The organism is Rhodococcus sp. RD6.2 (assembly GCF_001040705.1).
GTDB lineage: Bacteria > Actinomycetota > Actinomycetes > Mycobacteriales > Mycobacteriaceae > Rhodococcus_G.
In genome coordinates this window covers 634,549-654,394 of the sequence record NZ_CVQP01000007.1, presented here as the reverse complement: position 1 = coordinate 654,394, position 19,846 = coordinate 634,549, and the positions used below count along the sequence as shown (strand labels likewise).

The 19,846-nt window shown below is 68.5% G+C and carries 21 protein-coding genes; 7 read left to right on the top strand and 14 right to left on the bottom strand.

The genetic code is table 11. The features are described from left to right. The first annotated feature begins 80 nt into the window (after window positions 1-80). From RHCRD62_RS16640 to RHCRD62_RS16630, 3 genes are read left to right on the top strand one after another with little or no spacing between them, the layout of a single operon-like run. Complete coding sequence (locus tag RHCRD62_RS16640; protein ID WP_050065770.1) at window positions 81-464, top strand: hypothetical protein; 384 nt, start codon at window positions 81-83, stop codon at window positions 462-464. Between the two features lie 35 nt (window positions 465-499). Continuing rightward, the gene (locus RHCRD62_RS16635) at window positions 500-1,273 is read left to right on the top strand and encodes a maleylpyruvate isomerase family mycothiol-dependent enzyme (RefSeq protein ID WP_050065769.1); all 774 of its coding nucleotides are present in this window, start codon (window positions 500-502) and stop codon (window positions 1,271-1,273) included. A gap of 21 nt (window positions 1,274-1,294) precedes the next feature. After that, a complete protein-coding gene (locus RHCRD62_RS16630; protein WP_050065768.1) occupies window positions 1,295-1,624 on the top strand; it encodes a YnfA family protein in 330 nt (109 codons plus the stop codon). Here the strand turns inward: RHCRD62_RS16630 and RHCRD62_RS16625 are convergent. From RHCRD62_RS16625 to RHCRD62_RS16610, 4 genes are all read right to left on the bottom strand, one after another. Further along, on the bottom strand, window positions 1,605-2,264 hold the full coding sequence (locus RHCRD62_RS16625; RefSeq protein ID WP_253277341.1) for a YoaK family protein: 660 nt from the start codon (window positions 2,262-2,264) through the stop codon (window positions 1,605-1,607). The genes RHCRD62_RS16630 and RHCRD62_RS16625 overlap by 20 nt on opposite strands. 49 nt (window positions 2,265-2,313) lie before the next feature. After that, on the bottom strand, window positions 2,314-2,583 hold the full coding sequence (locus tag RHCRD62_RS16620) for a GlsB/YeaQ/YmgE family stress response membrane protein (protein ID WP_050065896.1): 270 nt from the start codon (window positions 2,581-2,583) through the stop codon (window positions 2,314-2,316). A gap of 161 nt (window positions 2,584-2,744) precedes the next feature. Next, on the bottom strand, window positions 2,745-3,854 hold the full coding sequence (locus RHCRD62_RS16615) for an NDMA-dependent alcohol dehydrogenase (protein ID WP_050065766.1): 1,110 nt from the start codon (window positions 3,852-3,854) through the stop codon (window positions 2,745-2,747). A 28-nt stretch (window positions 3,855-3,882) separates the two neighbouring features. Continuing rightward, window positions 3,883-5,385, bottom strand: a complete 1,503-nt coding sequence (locus RHCRD62_RS16610; RefSeq protein WP_050065765.1) for an aldehyde dehydrogenase family protein — start codon at window positions 5,383-5,385, stop codon at window positions 3,883-3,885. A 157-nt stretch (window positions 5,386-5,542) separates the two neighbouring features. Between RHCRD62_RS16610 and RHCRD62_RS16605 the strand changes: the two genes are divergently transcribed. From RHCRD62_RS16605 to RHCRD62_RS16595, 3 genes are read left to right on the top strand one after another with little or no spacing between them, the layout of a single operon-like run. Beyond that, window positions 5,543-6,535: an ABC transporter ATP-binding protein gene (locus tag RHCRD62_RS16605; protein ID WP_050065764.1), complete on the top strand. Its 993-nt coding sequence runs from the start codon at window positions 5,543-5,545 to the stop codon at window positions 6,533-6,535. Continuing rightward, entirely contained in the window at window positions 6,532-7,383 is an 852-nt protein-coding gene (locus RHCRD62_RS16600; RefSeq protein ID WP_050065763.1) for an ABC transporter permease, read from the top strand. The genes RHCRD62_RS16605 and RHCRD62_RS16600 overlap by 4 nt, the downstream gene beginning before the upstream one ends. Next, on the top strand, window positions 7,373-7,618 hold the full coding sequence (locus RHCRD62_RS16595; RefSeq protein ID WP_084734306.1) for a helix-turn-helix transcriptional regulator: 246 nt from the start codon (window positions 7,373-7,375) through the stop codon (window positions 7,616-7,618). Before RHCRD62_RS16600 ends, RHCRD62_RS16595 begins: the two co-directional genes overlap by 11 nt. Window positions 7,619-7,634: 16 nt before the next feature. Here RHCRD62_RS16595 and RHCRD62_RS16590 read toward each other — a convergent pair whose 3' ends face one another. The 6 genes from RHCRD62_RS16590 to RHCRD62_RS16565 form a co-directional block, all read right to left on the bottom strand. Further along, window positions 7,635-9,299, bottom strand: coding sequence for a sigma-54-dependent Fis family transcriptional regulator (locus tag RHCRD62_RS16590; protein WP_050065762.1), 1,665 nt, complete (start codon window positions 9,297-9,299; stop codon window positions 7,635-7,637). A 13-nt stretch (window positions 9,300-9,312) separates the two neighbouring features. After that, window positions 9,313-10,902 (bottom strand): AMP-binding protein, encoded by a 1,590-nt coding sequence (locus RHCRD62_RS16585; RefSeq protein WP_084734324.1) that lies wholly within the window; start codon window positions 10,900-10,902, stop codon window positions 9,313-9,315. Between the two features lie 242 nt (window positions 10,903-11,144). Further along, window positions 11,145-12,512, bottom strand: coding sequence for an MFS transporter (locus RHCRD62_RS16580; RefSeq protein ID WP_050065760.1), 1,368 nt, complete (start codon window positions 12,510-12,512; stop codon window positions 11,145-11,147). Window positions 12,513-12,634: 122 nt separating this feature from the next. Continuing rightward, window positions 12,635-13,126 (bottom strand): hypothetical protein, encoded by a 492-nt coding sequence (locus RHCRD62_RS16575; protein ID WP_050065894.1) that lies wholly within the window; start codon window positions 13,124-13,126, stop codon window positions 12,635-12,637. Between the two features lie 99 nt (window positions 13,127-13,225). Continuing rightward, the gene (locus RHCRD62_RS16570) at window positions 13,226-14,104 is read right to left on the bottom strand and encodes an alpha/beta fold hydrolase (RefSeq protein ID WP_050065893.1); all 879 of its coding nucleotides are present in this window, start codon (window positions 14,102-14,104) and stop codon (window positions 13,226-13,228) included. A gap of 44 nt (window positions 14,105-14,148) precedes the next feature. Continuing rightward, window positions 14,149-15,201, bottom strand: coding sequence for a YeiH family protein (locus RHCRD62_RS16565; protein WP_050065892.1), 1,053 nt, complete (start codon window positions 15,199-15,201; stop codon window positions 14,149-14,151). Window positions 15,202-15,303: 102 nt separating this feature from the next. On the opposite strand from RHCRD62_RS16565, the gene RHCRD62_RS16560 reads away from it, so the two are divergent. After that, window positions 15,304-16,203, top strand: coding sequence for a LysR family transcriptional regulator (locus tag RHCRD62_RS16560; RefSeq protein WP_050065759.1), 900 nt, complete (start codon window positions 15,304-15,306; stop codon window positions 16,201-16,203). Here RHCRD62_RS16560 and RHCRD62_RS16555 read toward each other — a convergent pair. From RHCRD62_RS16555 to RHCRD62_RS16540, 4 genes are read right to left on the bottom strand one after another with little or no spacing between them, the layout of a single operon-like run. Continuing rightward, window positions 16,175-17,740, bottom strand: coding sequence for a long-chain-fatty-acid--CoA ligase (locus RHCRD62_RS16555; protein WP_050065758.1), 1,566 nt, complete (start codon window positions 17,738-17,740; stop codon window positions 16,175-16,177). The genes RHCRD62_RS16560 and RHCRD62_RS16555 overlap by 29 nt on opposite strands. Then, entirely contained in the window at window positions 17,734-18,429 is a 696-nt protein-coding gene (locus RHCRD62_RS16550; protein ID WP_050065757.1) for a CoA transferase subunit B, read from the bottom strand. Before RHCRD62_RS16550 ends, RHCRD62_RS16555 begins: the two co-directional genes overlap by 7 nt. Continuing rightward, on the bottom strand, window positions 18,426-19,214 hold the full coding sequence (locus RHCRD62_RS16545; protein WP_050065756.1) for a CoA transferase subunit A: 789 nt from the start codon (window positions 19,212-19,214) through the stop codon (window positions 18,426-18,428). The genes RHCRD62_RS16550 and RHCRD62_RS16545 overlap by 4 nt, the downstream gene beginning before the upstream one ends. Then, window positions 19,211-19,795: an RBBP9/YdeN family alpha/beta hydrolase gene (locus RHCRD62_RS16540; protein WP_050065891.1), complete on the bottom strand. Its 585-nt coding sequence runs from the start codon at window positions 19,793-19,795 to the stop codon at window positions 19,211-19,213. The genes RHCRD62_RS16545 and RHCRD62_RS16540 overlap by 4 nt, the downstream gene beginning before the upstream one ends. Between the last annotated feature and the right edge of the window lie 51 nt (window positions 19,796-19,846).

The window sequence follows — 19,846 nt, the reverse complement described above, 5'->3', positions numbered from 1 at the left end:
GCCGATCCGAACAGCGTTAGACAATACGGGCACCCTCCCTGTACTCGTACTTCCCGTCGAAGAACGCCATCTACGACGCCATGTTCGCGCAGGGATCACGCGAGTTCGTGGACTTCTACGAGCAGGTTCCCCTCACCGACGACGCACTCACCGACCTGCGGGTCGGAATGCACGCCTTCGTCCGATTCGCCACCGAGGACACCGCCCGCTACCACCTGCTCTTCCAACGCACCCTCCCCGGTTTCGAGCCCTCCCCCGAGTCGTTCGCCACCTCCGTCCAGGGTCTCGACCTCCTGCGCCGCCGCCTCACCGCCCATGGGTACGACGACACCGTCGTCGACCTCCTCACGGCGCTCGGTACCGGACTGGCCGATCAGCAGATCTCCAACGACCCCGGCGGGGATCGCTGGATCAGGCTGATCGACGACGCGATGACGATGTTCCACAACCACGTCTCCGGCTGACCGCCGCCCGGAGACACTGCCCCGACGAGGTCGTCATGACCGACATCACCCACCCCACCACCGACATCGCCCCGTACACCCGAGGCGAGGCGCACAGACTCGCGGCGACGGAGTACGCGAGGATGCTCGACGTCCTGACCCAGTTGGGAACCGACGACTGGTCACGGCCGACCGATTGCGCCGATTGGGACGTGCGCGCACTGTCCGGCCACATCCTGGGCGGAACCGAATTCTTCTGCTCCCCAAGCGAGTTCGTCCATCAGCTCCGTGCCGGCGCCGAAGCAGCCAAGGGCAGGCCGACGATCGACGGCATGACGGAGGTCCAGGTCCGAGAGCGCGCAGCCCTGAGAACGGACGAGCTGATCGATCGCTTCGCCGCCGCCGGCGACCGAGCCGCGCGCAACCGCGCCCGCATGCCCGCGCCCTTGCGCATGATCCCGATGACGGCGCAGGTCGGCGACCGGGACGAGAAGTGGCGCCTCGCCTATCTCGTCGACGTCGTCCTCACCCGGGACACCTGGATGCACCGCGTCGACCTGTCTCGCGCCGTGGGCCGACCGATGACGCTGACCGCGGACCACGACGGCCGAATCGTCGCCGACGTCGTCCGCGAATGGGCACTGCGCCACGGGAAGCCCTACGCCGTGGAGCTGACCGGCGTTGCGGGCGGCGTGTTCGCCTCGCTGGGCGCCGCTTTCGGGAACACCGCTTCCGGGCACATCGTGATCGACGCCGTCGAGTTCTGCCGCATGCTGTCCGGGCGAGGCCCAGCCGGTACCGGCCTGCTCGCCCAGCCCGTGCCGTTCTGAGCCCGGGCTATCGTTTCGCGCATGACCGTCGCGAAGTCGATAGCCCTGTTCGCCGTGGCCGCCGTGTTCGAGATCGGTGGCGCCTGGCTGGTGTGGCAGGGCGTGCGTGAGCACCGCGGCTGGCTGTGGGCCGGACTCGGCGTGATCGCACTCGGGGTCTACGGATTCGTCGCGACGTTGCAGCCGGACGCGAACTTCGGGCGCATCCTCGCCGCCTACGGCGGGGTGTTCGTCGCCGGTTCACTGGCCTGGGCAATGGTCCTGGACGGCTTCCGGCCCGACCGGTGGGACATCGCAGGCGCCCTGATCTGTCTGGCCGGCGTCGCCGTCATCATGTACTCGCCGCGCTGAACCCGACGCCAGGGCGGCGGGCGAAACCAGCGGCCAGGGCGGCGGCGACTCCCACGGCCACCCAGAGCCCTGCCAGTCCGACGAGGCGGTGAACGCCCGTTCCGATCCCGACTCCGGCCAGCAGTCCGAGCCACAGGCCCGCGAACCGGAGCCACTCCCAGCGGGCACCCCCGGTCAGCGCGGTGGCCACGCCACGACCCAGTCTGACGAGCGTCCCCGTCATGTACGTCAGGCTGATCGACGACCCGCTCCCGCGGTCGAACACGGTGTTCTCGGCGCCCATTGCCAATGCCAGTGCCGCGATGACGATCTGCGTCGACTCGACCGCGGACCCCGCCACGGCCACCGTCAGCAGGACGGCGGTCAGTCCCAGAACTGCCGAGCGGCGACGGAGTCCGACTCGGTCGCCGACAAGCGATCCCACCACGACGCCGAGCACGAACAGCGTGACGATCGACGCGCCGACCAGGGCCGGATGCCACTCGCCCTCCGTCGCGGAGACTCCCATTCGGGTGGTGTTGCCACTCATGAACGAGACGAAGAACCCACCCAGCGTGATGAACCCGAACGCGTCCACACAGCCGGCCAGCGCGGCGAGGACGACTGCGACCGCATACGTCCCGCGGTCCTCCCCGCTCACCACGACGACGCGCGCCGAGGCCGGTGGTGCGCGGAGTCGGGTTGGGCGCCTACCGCGCCTTCTCCCGGGTCAGCGCCGTGTAGCCGAGAGTCAGGATCGCGGCGGCCGCGATGCTGATGATCCACCGCCACCAGTCGATTCCGCTGGTGTCTCCCTTGTCGCTGATCATGTCCCAGACCCAGTACCCGATCAGGGCACCGGCGATACCGAGGACGATGGTGATGACCCAGCCCATCGCCTGCTTGCCCGGAATGACGAGGCGTGCGAGCACGCCGATGACCGCGCCGAAGATGATGGTGCCAACGATGTCCCAGAACATGGTGGACTCCTCTCCTACCACGTCAGCCCAGTCGGCCACGTCAGCCTCGTGCGGCTGCCACGCTTTTCATGGTGACACGGACTACACCGGAAGGAAACCGGAGCGGCGGACGGCAGCGCGGGCCGGAGCCCGCGATACCGCCCGCCGCCCAGGTGAGGCGCCTAGGCGTGCACGACCACACCGCGAATGTTCTTGCCGTCGCGAAGGTCCTGGTAGCCCTCGTTGATCTGTTCGAGGGTGTACCGGGTGGTGACGAGTTCGTCGAGCTTCAGCTGGCCCGCGTCGTAGAGGCGCAGCAGCTTGACGATGTCGTACTGCGGGTTCATCGACCCGAACAGCGATCCCTTGATCGTCTTCTGGTTGAGCGTCAGGTCGCAGCCCGACACGTGGACCGTCAGCTTCGTGGGATCGGCGAGGCCGGTGATGACGACCGTTCCGCCCTTGCCGACGACGGCGGTCGCGGCGGAGACGACCTCCTCGTCGACGGTCCCGACGAGAATCAGTGCCGCATCGGCTCCCTGACCCCACGTCAGTTCCGAGACCTTCGCGGCGGCGGTCTCCGCGTCCGGGAATGCATGCGTGGCACCGAACTTCAGTGCGGTCTCGCGCTTGAGCGGGATCGGGTCGACGGCGACGACGTACTTGCAGCCGGCGCTGACGGCACCCTGGATCGCGTTGATGCCGAGCCCGCCGATGCCGTACACGACGGCGGTGTCACCGGCGCGCAGGTTGCCCGCGTTGACGGCGGTGCCCCAGCCGGAGGGCACGCCGCAGCCGACGAGTACCGCAGTCTCGAGCGGCAGCCAGTCGTCCACCTTCACCACCGAGTGCTGGGAGATCGTCGCGCGCTCGGAGAAGGTGCCTAGCATGCACATCGCACCGAAGTCCATGCCCTTCGCGTGGAACCGGAACGATCCGTCGGGCATCGAGCCCTCGAGGATGGTGGCGCCCATGTCGCACAGGTTCTGTCGGCCGGTGGAGCAGTAACGACAGGTGCCGCAGTTCGGGATGAAACTGCACACCACGTGGTCGCCGGGCTTGACCTTGGTGACGCCCGGGCCGACCTCTTCGATGATCCCGGACCCCTCGTGCCCTCCGACGATGGGATACCGGGGCGGCAGGTCCCCGTCGGTGAGGTGCAGGTCCGAGTGACACAGGCCCGCGGCGGTGTACTTGATCAGCACCTCACCTGGGCCCGGCCCGTCGAGTTCGAGTTCCATGATCTCGAACGGCTTGCCCGCCTCGAGCAGTACGGCAGCGGTGGTCTTCATGAGGGTCTCCTTCGCTTCGGTGGACGGGTCAGAGTGCGATGTTGACGGACTTGGTGATCGTGTAGGCGTCGAGGCCGGCGGCGCCGAGCTCGCGGCCCCAGCCGGACTGCTTGTAGCCACCGAACGGCATCGCGGTGTCGAAGCCGTTGTACTGGTTGATCCACACCGAGCCGGCCTTGATCTGCCGCGCGGTGCGGTGTGCCTTGGAGATGTCCTTCGTCCAGATGCCCGCGGCGAGACCGTAGATCGAGTCGTTGGCGGCGGCAGCGACACCGTCGGCGGCGTTGAACGGCAGTGCGGCGACGACGGGTCCGAAGATCTCCTCCTGCACGATCGAGAACTCCGGCTTGACGTCGACGAAGACGGTGGGCTCGACGAAGTATCCGGTCTCGCCCCAACGCTTTCCGCCGGTCAGTGCGCGCGCACCGTCGGCGAGCCCGGCGGCGAGGTAGCCGGTGACCTTGTCGAACTGCTCCTGCGAGACCAGCGGCCCGAGCTGGGTGGTGGGGTCGAGACCGGGGCCGATCTTCACCTGGCTCGCGGCGTGGGCGACGGCCTGGGTGAACTCGTCGAAGATGCTGTCTTCCACGAACATCCGGGTTCCCGCGACGCAGCACTGGCCGTGGTTGAACAACCACGCGTTCACGGAACCCTCGACTGCGGCGTCGAAGTCGGCGTCCGCGAACACGATGTTCGGGCTCTTCCCACCGAGTTCGAGCGTGACCTTCTTCAGATTGCCCTTCGCCGCGTCGACGATCTTCTTTCCGACCTCGGTCGAGCCGGTGAACGCGATCTTGTCGACGTCCTCGTGCGCCGACAGCGCGGCGCCTGCGTCGCCGAATCCGCTGACGATGTTGACGACCCCAGGCGGGAAGCCCGCCTCCTGGAACACCTCTCCGAGCAGCAGTGCGGTCAGCGGTGTCTGTTCGGCGGGCTTGAGGATCACCGTGTTGCCCGCGGCGAGCGCCGGGGCCAGCTTCCAGGACGCCATGAGCAGCGGGAAGTTCCACGGGACGATGAGTCCGCACACCCCGACCGGCTCACGCAGTGTGTAGGCGTGGAACTGCGCGTCCGGCGCGAAGGGCATCGACACGTTGACGGTGCTGCCCTCGATCTTGGTGGCCCACCCCGCGTAGTAGCGGAACACGTCGGCCGCCCACGCCACGTCGACGGCGCTGGCGATGGCCACCGACTTGCCGTTGTCGAGGGCTTCGAGCTGACCGAACTCCGCGGCCCGCTCGGACAGGATGTCGCCGACTCGCCAGAGCAGCCGTTCGCGCTCGTTGGGCTTCATCGCCACCCACGGTCCCTCGTCGAACGCGCGTCGCGCGGCCCGCACGGCGCGGTCCACGTCCTCGGCCTGGCCGTGCGCGACCTCGGTGAGGACGTTGCCGGTGGCCGGGTCGTGGGTCGCGAACGTCCGACCGGACGCGGCGTCCACCCACTCACCCCCGATCAGGAGCTTCTTGGGTCCTCCGGCCAGAAAGCCCTGAACCGGGGCTGCGAGCGGGAAGTCGGCGATCGCTGTCATCGGAACTCCTTCGAAACGACGATGTGATGTACGTCATGCTCTGTCGGTTTCGAGGGCGTCAACTGTCCGACCTTCGGACACCCGCCCGGAAGTCTTGTGACCACAGAATGTAGTAGATATGCTACGAATCACCATAGATCGACAACGGGGAGGGATCATGGACAGCCAGAGTCACACCGGCACCGCCGATGGCGCGGACGTCGACACCGTCATCGACGTCCGCGGGGTGCGTATGCGGTACGACGAGACCGACGTCCTACGTGACGTGACGTTCCAGGCCCGGCGGGGCGAGGTTCTCGTCATGCTCGGCCCGAACGGCGCCGGAAAGACCACCACCATCGAGATCCTCGAAGGGTTCCGGCACCGCTCGGACGGAACTGTCACCGTCCTCGGAGCCGACCCGGGCCGGGGCGACGAGCAGTGGCGCGCCCGGATCGGGGTCGTCCTCCAGTCCTGGCGCGACCATGCGAAATGGCGGGTTCGGGAACTGCTCGACCACCTCGGGTCCTATTACCGGCCCTACACCACCGACACCGTTCGTCGCCCTTGGGACACGGACGAACTCGTCGATCTCGTCGGCCTGTCCGAGCAGGCGAACGCGCGGATCGCGACCCTGTCCGGAGGCCAGCGTCGGAGGCTCGACGTGGCCATCGGCATCGTCGGTCGGCCCGACGTCCTGTTCATGGACGAACCGACCGCGGGGTTCGACCCGGCCGCTCGCCGCGACTTCCACGACCTCGTGCACCGCCTCGCCGACCTCGAGGACACGACGGTGCTGCTCACCACGCACGACCTCGACGAGGCGGAGAAGATCGCGGACCGGATCCTGATCCTCGCCGGTGGGCGCATCGTCGCGGACGGGTCGCCCGACGCACTGACCCGCCGGATCGCCGCCGACGCGGAGGTCCGGTGGACCGTCGACGGAAGCAGATTCGTCCACAGCACAAGCGAATCCACGTCCTTCGTGCACCGGCTCTTCATCCAGCACGGCGACGCCGTCGAGGACCTCGAGGTGCGGCGGGCCTCACTCGAGGACGCCTACATGGCGTTGGTGCGCCGTCACGAATCCGGCGACGAGCAGGTCGACGATCCATCCACCGCCCTGGGAGTCGTCGCTCCCGTCCCCGGTCTCATGGAGGTCACCCGATGAATTCCACCAGTGCATCCATTCGTGGCGGCGTCGCCCGCGGGCTGATCGAACTCCGTCAACTGTTCACCGCCGCGCCGGACCTGATCGGCCAGTTCCTCACCCCGGCCATCAGCCTCGCCGCCCTGTACCTGCTCCGGGGCCGCGACTACGCGGACAGTGGAATGTCGGTCGCCGAACTCGCCGTCCCCGGACTGCTCGGGTCGATCATCGTGTTCAACGGGCTCTTCGCTGTCACCAACGTATTGGTGCTCGACCGCGAGGACGGAACACTGTTGCGCGCCAAGGCGATACCGGGCGGCATGACCGGATACTTCATCGGCAAGATCGTCACGGCGGCCGGATCCGTCCTCGTGCAGGTGGCGGTCGTGCTGGCCGCGGGAATGGCGATCATCGGTGGTTCGTCGCTCGACGGGCCGGACGCGTGGGCGACGTTCCTGTGGGTGCTGCTGCTCAGTCTGCTCGCCGCACTCCCGCTCGGTGCCGTGCTCGGTGCGGTCCTCGAGGGACCTCGCGCCACCTTCCTGCTCACGATGCCGCTGATGGGTCTGATCGCCATCTCGGGGATCTTCTATCCGATCACCGCGCTGCCCGGGTGGCTCCAAGGCGTGGCGCAGGTGTTCCCGTTCTACTGGAGCGGCCTCGGCATGCGTTCGGCACTGCTGTCGGCCGAAGCCGTGACCATCGAGATCGGCGAGTCCTGGAGGCACGCCGAGACCGCCGCGGTGCTCGGGGCATGGGCGGCGGCCGGGCTGCTGATCGCGCCGGTAGTGTTGCGGCGCATGGCGCGTCACGAATCCGGATCCAGCATGGCTGCACGACACGAGAAGGCGATGCAGCGTGCCTTCTGAGGTCGTCTACAACCGCATCGCGATGCTCCGCGCCGAGCGCGGCCTCTCGCGTCGGGAGTTGGCCGAAGCGCTCGGCGTTCACTACCAGACCGTCGGCTATCTCGAACGCGGCGAGTACAGCGCCAGCCTGCACCTCGCGCTCCGGATCGCCGCGTACTTCGAGGTGGCGGTCGAGGTCGTGTTCTCCACCGAGCCGTTCCCCCGGCTGGGGTCGCGCGACACCGAATCCGCGTGAGCCCGCTACACCCGGATCACGACCTCACGTCGAGGGCGCGCATCCGGGTGTAGAGGGTGCTCCGGCTGATTCCGAGCTGGGCCGCCGCGTGCACCTTGTTGCCGTGGCACTGAGCCAGCGCGTCGACGATCGCCTGCCGCTCGGCCTGTTCCCGACCCCCGAGCCTGCTCACCCGGTCGGAGGTTCGGTAGCGGTCGGGCAGGTCGGTCGCGGTGATCCGGCTGCCACCCGCCTGCCCGGCGGCGCTGCCGACCACGACGCGCAGTTCGGCGAGGTTACCCGGCCACCGGCCCGCGCTCAGTGCCTCCAACGCCGACGCCGTCAGCCGCGCGCCCGGTGCGATCTCGTCGAGCATCGCCTGGGCGATGTCGGGGATCTCGCCCCTGCGCTGCCGCAGTGGCGGCAGCACGACATGCTCGGGGCATCGCGCGACCAATGCTGCGACCGGACGCGGCAGATCCTGCTCGGGCTCGCCGGTCAGCACGAGCCGGGGTCCACCTGCAGTGAGGGCATCCGTCAACATCGGATGCACCGCGTCGGGCAGCAGTTGCACCTGCTCGACGACGACCGTGTCAGTGCCGACCAGGGATCGGGCCAACTCCCCCAGCCAGACGTCGAGGCCACGCAGCGGGATCTGTGCGGCATCATGGATGTGGCACACCCGGCTCCCGACGAGATCACGCACGGCGCTGGTGCGTCCGGCCCCGGGTTCGCCGAGCACGACGACCGCATCGCCCGAGTCGCGCAGCCGCAGCAGTGTCCGGCGGATCCGCGCACCTGCCTGGTCGCCGAGACCCGGGCCACGCGGAATCGGTGTGGACCGGCGTTCGCGCGGCCGGACCAGGAACAGCGCGCCGCCGTCCGCGCCGGCGATCCGGTCGGCCTGCACGGACACCGACTCTCCCGACGCGAGTTCGATGTCCACCGTGCGGGACTGGTCCGGTGACAGGTCGGCCGCCAGCGCCCGCAGGACGGCATGGTCGGCTCCGTCGAGCATCTCCTGCGCGGTGCGGTTGGACAGCAGCAGGTCTTCGCCGATCGCGGCCACCGCTACCTGACGCTGCGGCGAGACCCGATGAAAAGCGTCGACCAGGCGTTGCTCGGAAGCACGCGACCCGTCGAGCAGTCTCCGCTCGATGTCCGCCGCCGCACGCTGCAGGAAGGGCGCGAACAACGAGTTGACCTGCGGGGCAATGCAGGTCAGGTCGAGGATGCCCTCGACCCGGCGGGTGACCGGATGGATGATCGGGTGACCGTAGCAGCTCAGTTCCTTGAACTGGTCGAGGTAGTGCTCGGCGCCGTTGACCACGACACCGCGGCGCACCTCGAGTGGCGTGCCGAGTGCGTTGGTGCCCGCCAGGTCCTCACCGAACCTCGATCCGACGATCGCGCCGAGCCGCTCCATTCGCCGTTCCACGGCCGGGTTGTCGAAAACCCGAGCCACGATGCGGCAGTCCGGATCCGCAAGTAGGAGACACAGTTCCGTGCCCGCGATCTGGATACCGACCTCGTCGAGTACCGGGCGGGCCGCCCGGAGCAACCGGCCGGTGAGGTCCAGGTCGTCGGCGGGCGTGGCGTCGAATACACACCCCGGGTCGATTCCGCTGAGTGCGGAGCGCTTCCAGGACAGCGCGATCTCGGGCCGGACGGCGATCGACCCGCCTGGCCCGTCTGCCGTCACGCCCGTCACCGTCTCACCTGCCTCCGAGCAGTTCGACCGACTTCTCCCGCATCTCGATCTTGCGGACCTTTCCGGTGACGGTCATCGGGAACTCGTCCACGACGTGCACGTACCGGGGGATCTTGTAGTGCGCGAGCTTGCCGGCGCAGTAGGCGCGCAACGACTCGGCGTCGAGATCGGGGGCTCCCTCGCGCATCCGGACCCACACCATGAGTTCCTCGCCGTACTTCGCGTCCGGCACACCGATCACCTGCGCGTCGAGCACGTCGGGATGGGTGTAGAGGAACTCCTCGATCTCACGGGGGTAGATGTTCTCGCCACCCCGGATGACCATGTCCTTGATGCGCCCGGTGATCGCAACGTAACCGTCGGCGTCCATGACGCCGATGTCCCCGGTGTGCATCCACCTGGCCGCGTCGATCGCTTCGGCCGTCTTCTCCGGGTTGTTCCAGTAACCCAGCATCACCGAGTAGCCACGGGTGCACAGCTCACCAGGCTGCCCGCGCCGGACCGTCAAACCCGTTGCCGGGTCGACGATCTTGACCTCCAGGTGCGGACCCACCCGCCCGACCGTGGACACCCGCTGATCGATACTGTCGTCCGAACGGGTCTGCAGCGACACCGGCGACGTCTCGGTCATCCCGTAACAGATCGACACCTCGGACATACCCATCCGCTCGATCACCTGCTTCATCACCTCCACCGGACACGGCGAGCCTGCCATGATCCCGGTGCGCAGGCTGGACAGGTCGTAGGAGTCGAAGTCCGGTTCGGCGAGTTCGGCGATGAACATCGTCGGCACCCCGTACAGGGACGTGCAGCGCTCGGCCTGGACGGCCTCGAGGGTGGCCTTCGGGTCGAAAGCCGGGGCCGGAATCACCATCGCCGCACCGTGACTGGTGCAGGCCAGGTTGCCCATCACCATTCCGAAGCAGTGGTAGAACGGCACCGGAATGCACACCCGGTCGGCCTCGGTGTAGTGGCACAACTCGCCGACGAAGTAGCCGTTGTTGAGGATGTTGTGGTGACTGAGGGTCGCACCCTTGGGGAAACCCGTTGTCCCCGACGTGTACTGGATGTTGATGGGGTCGTCCATCGACAGGTCCGCCTGCGCGGCGGCCACCGCGGCCGGATCGGCGGCGTGCGCGGCGAGGCCGTCGGCGACGAGCGTCTGCCACTCGTCGCGGCCGATGAGGACAACGGACGTCAGGTCGGGACAGTTCGGTCGAACCTGCTCGATCATCGCCGCGTAGTCGGAGGTCTTGAAGCTCGCCGCGGAGATCAGCATCGTGATCCCGGCCTGCTCCAGCACGTACTGCAGTTCGTGGGACCGGTAGGCGGGGTTGATGTTGACGAGGATGGCGCCGATCTTCGCGGTCGCGTACTGCACCAGCGTCCATTCCGGGCAGTTCGGCGACCAGATCCCGACCCGGTCGCCCTTGCGGACACCTCGCCCCAGCAGTCCCGCGGCCAGCCCGTTCACCTCGGCGGCGAACTCCGCGTACGTCCACCGCCGACCGGAGGCCACGTCGACGAGGGCGTCGCGGTCACCGTGGGCGGCCACCGTGCGGTCGAGGTTGTCGCCGATCGTGTCCCCCAGCATCGGGGCGTCCCACACACCCGAGGTGTAGCTGGGCAGCGCACTCGACTGTTGCGCCGTGTCGGGCACGTTCCGGGTCATCGTCCATCCTCCTCGCGCCCTGCCGGTCGGCTGCGGGCGGTTCATCGTCGAAAGTACTCGCGTCCTGTGATGCAGAGCACACAAATGATCGGGGCACAGACATGGTCCGCCGGGCGGGGTGCAGGCAACTGTCCAGGAACTGCACACCCACCCGGCGGCACATGTCAGAGCGCGAGATCCTTGGTCTCGACCAGCGCTCGGGTGCAGAAGAAGCTGAGCACCGCGAGTGCCGCGAGCATCACGCCGATCGCGATGCCGCCGAACGAGGCAGCGAGGGGCGCCGCGATCAGCGGCGGGATCGCCCCACCGAGCACGCCGGCGAGGTTGTAGCCGAGTCCGGCGCCGGTGTAGCGGTAGCGGGTCGCGAACATCTCGGGCAGCAGTGCCCCACACGGACCGTAGGCGACACCGAAGATCGCGAGGGTGCCGAACATGCCGATCACGAACGCGGCGGGGGTGCCCGTGTCGAGGATCGGGAACAGGGCGAGCGCCCAGACCAGGGCGGCGACGCAGGAGCCCATGATCACCTTGCGGCGACCGATACGGTCCGAGTACAGCGCGGAGACGACGATCGCGGCGCCGAACACGACGGCCGACGCGATGCCGACCGAGAGGACGAAGGGACGCGAGAAGCCGAGCGTCTTGGTGCCGTAGCTGGTGAGGAACGCGGTGCCGAGGTAGAAGAACGCGAACAGGGTCGCCAGCGCACCGGCCGAGAGCAGGATCTCCTTGCTCTGGTAGCGCCACGCGTCGGCGAACGGCAGCTTCTGGGCGGGCTGGTCGGCCTGGTTGGCCCGCTCGGCCTGGTTGGCCCGGAAGACAGGGGTCTCCTCGATGGCGAGGCGCATGTAGAGGCCGATGCCGACGAGCACGATGGAGAACAGGAACGGCACCCGCCAGCCCCAGTTCAGGAAGGCGTCGTTGGTGTCGCCGAGCACGGCCCCGGTGACCAGGAAGGTGCCGGACGACAGGATGAAGGCGATGGCCGGGCCGAGCTGCGGGAACATCGCGTACAAACCGCGCTTGCCTGGGGGTGCGTATTCCGCGGTGAGCAGTGTCGCACCCGCCCACTCGCCGCCGACTGCGAAGCCCTGCGCGAACCTCAGGAGGACCAGGATCAGCGGGGCCGCGACGCCGATCGTCTCGGCACTCGGGAGAAGACCGATCAGCAGCGTCGAGATGCCCATGAGCAGCAGCGTCGAGACCAGCGTCTTCTTACGGCCGATCCGGTCGCCATAGTGCCCGAACAGCATCGCCCCGACCGGCCGCGCGAAGAACGCGACCGCGAACGTCGCGAACGACGCGACCGTTCCGGCGGTGGATCCGAGCGCAGGGAAGAACACGGTCGGGAAGACCAGCGCGGCGGCCGTCCCGTAGATGAAGAAGTCGTAGAACTCGATCGTGGTGCCGATGCAACTGGCGACGGCAACGCGGCGAACGCTCGTCCCGGTGCCGGACGACTTCGCGGCCCCGGGAACGGCCGGTGGCCGCGTTCCCGTTCCTGGTGCCGAACTCTGCGACACAGTCGACATGGGTCCTTCTCTCACAGCTGGGCCCGGCGGGATCGCCGGGGCTGGGAGAAAAAGTAGTGACGCGGCTCACCCCCGCAATACCCCCGAAAGGGGGTGGGGTGAGCCGCGTCACATGGTTTCGATCAGTTGGCGGCGGCGCTGAGGATCTCCTGGCGCAGCTCGGACCACACCACGGCGTAGGCGTCCGGGTCGTCGACGGCTCCGGACAGCAGCTCCTGGTACCGGGCGAGGCGCGGCACGTAGGCGGAGACGTCGTCGAACACGCCCTCGGCGCGGCGGTCGAGGTCGGCGAGCTTCTCGGCGTCGCCCTCGGCATCGGCGAACTCGGCGTCGAGCGGCTCGAACCGCTCGACAACCTCGGCGAACAGGAACTCGTCGATGGAGACGCGCTCGGCGTCGAGCTGGTTCTCCAACTCCGCGAGCCCCGCGTCCGTCAACGAGACCGCGCCTGCGTCGTCGGTGGCGCGACCCATCTCGACGAGTGCGGTCAGCGCGGCCTGCGCGGACGACTCCGTGACGCCCAACTGGGCGGCGAGTGCCGGTGCCGTCACCGATTCCTTGAGACGGACCGTCTGGAGCAGAGCCAGTTCGTCCACGTTGCCTGCGAAGGCCATGTGCGTTTTCTCCTCTTCGCTTCGCGACTCGTCGTCGCGGGTGCGACGCGACATCGTCGTGCGCATCATCATCGCGTGACGTCGCGCCGAGGGGTGCACCTACCCTGCGCGGTGGGCTGCCCCGAGGGCGTCGAGGAACCCTCCCGCCTCGGCGACGAACACGGCGTTGTCGTCGCCCGCGACCATGTGCCCCGCTTCCGCGACGTTGACCGCGGACGCGTGCGGGATCAGTTCCAGCAACTCGGCGACGCCGTCGTCGCTGACGATGTCGGACCGGCCGCCGTGCACCAGCAGGGTCGGAACCTCGACGAGCCGCGCCGCCTCGACCATCCGGGCGTGCGGGGCGACCGGTGTCTCGCCGTCGTCGCGCGGCTCGGTGAACGCGGGATCCCAGTGCCAGAACAGTCGGCCGTCCTCGCGTTCCCGGAGGTTGCGGCGCAACCCCTCGATGTTCGAGGGCCGGGTCCGGTGCGGTTGGTACGCGGCGACCGCGGCCGCGACCTCGTCGAGATCGGCGAACCCGTCGGGCCTGCCCTTCATGAACGCGGTGATCCGTTCGACGCCTTCCGGTTCGACCTTCGGCGTGATGTCGACGAGGACGAGGCCGCGAACCGAACCCGGATGCTCACCCTCCGCGATCAGCCCCGTCATCCCGCCGAGCGACGCCCCGAACAGCACGGGCGGTTCCCCCAGTTGCTCGATCACCGCGAGCAGGTCGTCGATGAACCCGCCGATCCGGTAGTCGCCGTCCGGCGCCCAGTCGCTGTCGCCGTGGCCGCGGGCATCGAGCGTGTGGACGGTCCAGCCGTCGGCGGCGATTCCGGCGGCGGCCCGATTCCAGGAGTGCCGCGTCTGACCGCCGCCATGCAGCATCACGACCGCGCCGCGGTCACCGGACCCGGTCACCGGGGTCCAGCGGTCGGCGACGATCGCGCCGGCGGTGCCTCGCAGTTCGACGGTCTCGCGGTTCGCAGTCACGCCGGTCACATTAGGTGTGGCGTGGACGGCGTCCGGGGTCGGGTTCACGCGACCAGCAGTGTGCCCACCAGTGCGATGCCCGCGACCCAGACGGTGGACGCTGCGGCCAGGACGAAGGGGCGCGGTCCGACCGCCCGCAGGAGGCTCACCCGGACACCGAGGCCGAGGGCGAACATCGCGGTGGTCAGCAGCGCGGTCTGGGCGAGCCGGGCCAGGTCGAGCGCCTCATCGGGCAGCAGTCCGGAGGAGCGCAGCGCCACGCAGCCGAGGAAGCCGAGGACGAAGACGGGAACCAGCGGCGGCCGGGTGCCTTCCGCGTCGCCGCCCTTCGCGGCGCGGCGCTGCCGGGCACCGAGGTAGGCCATCACCGGCGCCAGCATCAGGACGCGAGCGAGCTTGACCACCGTCGCGACGGCGAGCGCGCTGCCGCCGATCATGCCGCCTGCCGCGACGACCTGCGCGACCTCGTGGATCGAGCCGCCGGCCCACATGCCCGCCTGCCGTTCGCTCAGGCCGAGCACGTCCGACAGCAGCGGGATCGCCGGGATCATCAGGGTGCCGAACACGACGACCAGAGCGACCGAGGTGAGGAGTTCCTCCTCCTTCGCAGAGACGACACCGTCCGTTGCCGCGACTGCGGCAGCACCGCAGATGGAGAAGCCGCAGGCGATGAGGATGCGCTGTGTCCACGACAGGCCGAGCAGCTTGCCCACGTACATGGTGCCGGTGATGCCGAGCACGACGATCGCGACCACGACGGCGATCACTCCCCACCCGAGCCCGATGACGTCACTGAACATCAACTGAAGTCCGAGCAGCGCCACCCCGACCCGCAGCAGTCGCTTGGCGGAGAAGTCGAGTCCCGGCTTGATCCAGGCGGGCACCGTGACGAGGTTCGCGACAAGTGCTCCCGCGACGATCGCGATGAGCATCGGGTTGACGGCGGGGACGAGCCGGCCGATCCCCATGGCGATCGCGGCGCCGGTGACGCACAGCGCGACACCCGCCGTGACGCCGACCGCTCGCGACCGCTCGGCGGTCTGTCGACCCTGCCGATCGGCACTCGATTCCGGCTTGGTGCGCACATCACTGGACATGTCGATCACTCTGCTGCATCCTGTGCGCGCCCGGTAGCCGTCATCTCACCATGCCCCCATATCGTCTTGATATGTCAATCGGCTGAGGCATATGCTTTCTGCATGTTCACCGAGTGGCCGGATCTCGACGTTCTGGATCTCCTCGTCGGCGTGGATGATCACGGAAGCCTCAGCGCAGCAGCGCGAGTCGCGGGAATGGCACAGCCCAACGCCAGTCGCGCGATCAAGCGACTCGAGGCACAGGTGGGCACTCCACTACTCCAGCGCAAACCGACGGGTTCGACATTGACACCGGAAGGGACGGTGCTCGCACACTGGTCCCGGCGCGTGCTCGGCGAAGCCAGGCAACTGCTCGACGTCGCCGCAGGCATGCGCGAGAAGCGCGCCGCCGAACTGACGGTCAGCGCGAGCATGACGGTGGCGGAGCACCTGATGCCCGCCTGGCTCGGACAGTTCCGGCGGATGACACCGGATGTCACGCTTCACCTGCAGGTACGCAACTCGACCCAGGTGTTCGACGACGTCACCGAGGGTTCCTGCGACGTCGGCTTCGTCGAATCGCCGACCGTCCCGCGCGGACTGCACAGCATCGCCGTTGCGCGCGACCGGTTGGTGGTGGTCGTCGACCCGGGTCACCCGTGGGCACGCAGACGGCGCCCGCTGACAATCGCCGAGCTCGCGGCGACGCCGCTCGTCGTCCGCGAACCCGGATCGGGAACCCGTACGACACTCGACCTTGCGTTGCACGAATACAACAGGGCGGCACCACTTCTCGAACTGGGAAGCGGCGCCGCCGTGCGGACCAGTGTTCTGGGCGGAGTCGGCCCGGCCGTGCTGAGCACCCTCGCCGTGTCCACCCAGGTGGCCTCGGGGGAACTGAGGGTGGTCGAGGTCGACGGACTCGACCTCGACCGCACCCTGCGCGCCGTGTGGCGCCCGCCCCGCCAACTGGAGGGCCCCGCAGGCGACCTCGTCAGACTCGTGCGGCGAGTTCGCGTTTGAGGATCTTGCCGGTCGCCGTCATCGGCAGTGCGGCGACGAAATCGATGCTGCGCGGGTACTTGTAGCCGGCCATCCGGTCACGGCTCCACGCGATCAGTTCGGACTCGTCGATCTCGGAGCCGGGTTCGAGGATGACCACCGCCTTCACCTCCTCACCGTGACTGGGGTGCGGCACCCCGATCACGGCGGCGAGCGACACCGCCTCGTGCGACATCAGGACTTCCTCGACCTCACGCGGATACACGTTGAAGCCGCCACGAACGATCAGGTCCTTGGCGCGGTCGACGATGTAGTAGAAACCGTCGTCGTCGCGGCGGGCGAGGTCGCCGGTCCGGAACCAACCGTCCCGCACGACCTCGGCGGTCGCCTCCGGTCGGTTCAGGTAGCCCTTCATCACGTTGTGACCGCGGAGCGCGATCTCCCCGACCTGGTCGGAGCCCGAGACGGTGTTCCAGTCGTCGTCGACGAGCCTCGCCTGGATCCCCCACACCGGCACCCCGATCGACCCCGGTCGTGGATCGCGTTCGGGATCGCTGAACAGGGCCAGCGGCGAGGTCTCGGACAGGCCGTAGCCCTCGAGGATCTGCACCCCGAATCGTTCGGCGAACCGGGTCAGGATGTCCACGGGAAGAGCCGCGCCACCGGAGATGGCGCAGCGGATCGTGGCGGCGATACGCGCGACGTCGACCGTGCAGTCCGGGCTGTCGAGTGCACCGAGCAGCGCCCAGTACATGGTCGGGACCCCCGCGAAGACGGTGACCGCCTCGTCCACCAGGAGCCGCAGGGCGGCGCCTGCCTCGAATCGGGGCAGCAGTACCAGTGTCGCGCCGACGGCGACGCCCGCATTCATCACGACCGTCTGCCCGAACGAATGGAACAGCGGAAGCGTCACCAGCGCGGTGTCCCGCCGGACCGGATTGCTGTCGAAGATTCGATTCGCGGTCACCGCGTTCAACACCATGTTGGCGTGCGACAACTCGGCACCCTTGGGCTTGCCCGTGGTCCCGCTGGTGTAGAGGACGACCGCGGTGTCGTCGGGACCCGTCAACGCCGACGTGTACTCGGCCGACTGCTCGGCGAGCGCCATCTCGAACGACGACTCACCGTCCCTCACGACGATGTCCGAATCCCCGGACACGACGAACAGGTCGCGGCACGTCGACGCGGAAGCGACACCGGCGCGCGCGTACTCGCCGATCGGCAGGTCGGCGGTGCCCTCGGCGCAGAAGTAGGCGGAGGCCCCGGAATCCTGCAGGTGATAGGCGATCTCGCGGCCCTTGAGCATGGTGTTCAGTGGGACGACGACGGCGCCTGCCTTGAGGATCCCGTAGTAGACGACCGGAAACTCGGGCACATTCGGCAGCGACATCGCCACCCGGTCACCGGGGCCGACGCCCCGCGCTCCGAGCAGGTTGGCGACCCGATTCGAGCGGGCGTCGAGCTCCGCGTACGTCATCCTCGCATCGCCGAGGACCAGCGCGTCCCGATCCGGGTGGCGTCGGGCGGAATCCTCCAGCAGGAGGCACAGATTCAGCACGATGCATCCGCTCCGTCGCGGCCGGCAGACGGTGACGTCACCTGTAGGTGCGCGTCGGTGGCCGCGAGCGCTTCGTCCACCGTCACACCGGGAGCGCGCTCCCGCAGCACCAACCCCGTTGCGGTGACGTCGATGACGGCCAGGTTGGTCACGATCCGATGGACGACACCCTGCCCGGTCAGGGGAAGCGTGCACGTATGCACGATCTTCGAATTCCCCTCCTTGTCGGTGTGATCCATCAGGACGATCACCTTCTTGGCGCCGTGCACGAGGTCCATCGCCCCGCCCATGCCCTTCACCATCTTGCCGGGCACCATCCAGTTGGCCAGATCCCCCGACGCCGACACCTGCATGCCGCCGAGCACGGCGACGTCGATGTGCCCGCCGCGGATCATCCCGAAGGAGAGCGCGGAGTCGAAGAACGCGGAGCCTGCGTTGACCGTGACGGTTTCCTTGCCCGCGTTGATCAGATCCGCGTCCACCTGGTCCTCGTCCGGGTACGGCCCGGTGCCGAGGATCCCGTTCTCACTGTGCAGAGTCACGTCGAGGCCGGACGGAAGGTGGTTGGGAATCAACGTGGGAAGACCGATTCCGAGGTTGACGTAGTCCCCGTCGGTCAGCTCGGAGGCGACGCGAGCCGCCATCTGCTCGCGGGTCCACCCGGTGACGGCGGTGAGCGTGGCGGTCATGCGGGAACTCCGTCCCTCTGGCGGTGGGCGGCGTCTTGGCGTGACGCCACGGTGCGCTTCTCGATCTGCTTGTCCTGCCGTCCGGTGCAGACCACCCGGTCCACGAAAATCCCCGGCAGGTGCACCATTCCCGGATCCAGTACTCCGGGCTCGACCAGCGTCTCGACCTGGGCGATGCACACCCGGCCCGCCATCGCGGCGAGTGGATTGAAGTTGCGTGCGGCGAGGTTGAACACCAGATTTCCCGCGGTGTCCCCGATCGCCGCGTGCACCAGGGCGTAGTCGGTGGTGATCGACTCCTCGAGCAGGTAACGCCTGCCCCTGTACTCGCGGGTCTCCTTCGGCGGCGACGCCACCTCGACGGAACCGTCGGACGCGTATCGCCAGGGCAACCCGCCCTCGGACACCGGAGTTCCGACTCCCGCCGGCGTGAAGAATGCGGGAATGCCCGCGCCGCCCGCCCGCAGCCGCTCGGCGAGCGTCCCCTGCGGCGACAGCTCCACTTCGAGCTCGCCGTCCAGGTATTGGCGCGCGAACTCCCGGTTCTCGCCGACATAGGATGCGGTTACACGCCGGATCCTCTTCTTCTCCAGCAGAAGTCCTAGACCGTGACCGTCGGTTCCGCAGTTGTTCGACACCACTTCGAGGTCGGTTGCGGTGCCGTCCGCGAGCGCAGCGATCAGGGCGTCGGGGATGCCGCACAGGCCGAATCCGCCGACGGCGAGTGATGCGCCGTCGGGGATATCGGCGACGGCGTCGGTGGCCGACACGAACACCCGGGTCACGACGACACCGCCGCGGTCTCCGCGGTCAGCTCGCGCACGAATTCCTCGGCTCGAGGCCAGTACCCGTATCCGGAGCCGGGATTCAAGTGTCCCACCTCGCCGAGGTCGACGAGTCGGCTGCCCCACACCTCCGCGAGGCCCGCAATGCGGCGGTACGACGCGAGCGGGTCGTTGCTGCTCGCAGCGACGATGCTCGGGAACGGCAGTCGTCGTCGCGGGAGCGGAAGCCAGCCGCCGCGATCGAGGTCGGCGGTCGTCGGATATCCCTCCGGCAGAGGCAGTTCCAGGTCGGCGGGGGTGGCGAGCAGCGCACCCTGGACGGGGCGGGTCGCCTGCTGCGCCCAGTGCACGGTGATCATCACGCCCGCGCTGTGCGCGACGAGGACGACCGGTCCGTCGATGTCGGCCAGGACCGCGTCGAGCGCCTCGACCCGGGCCCGCAGACTCAGCTTGTCGTGTTCGAGCGGCGGAACGGTGGCGACGCGGTCGAGCTTCGCGGCGAGCAGAGTCTGCCAGTGATCGGCGACGTGGTCCCGGAGTCCGGGCACGATCACGACGGTCGGGTCTGCGGTGCGGGTCATCAGTTCTCCAAACGTGGCGAGCGGTTCCACCGCCCGTGCGTGGTCTTCACC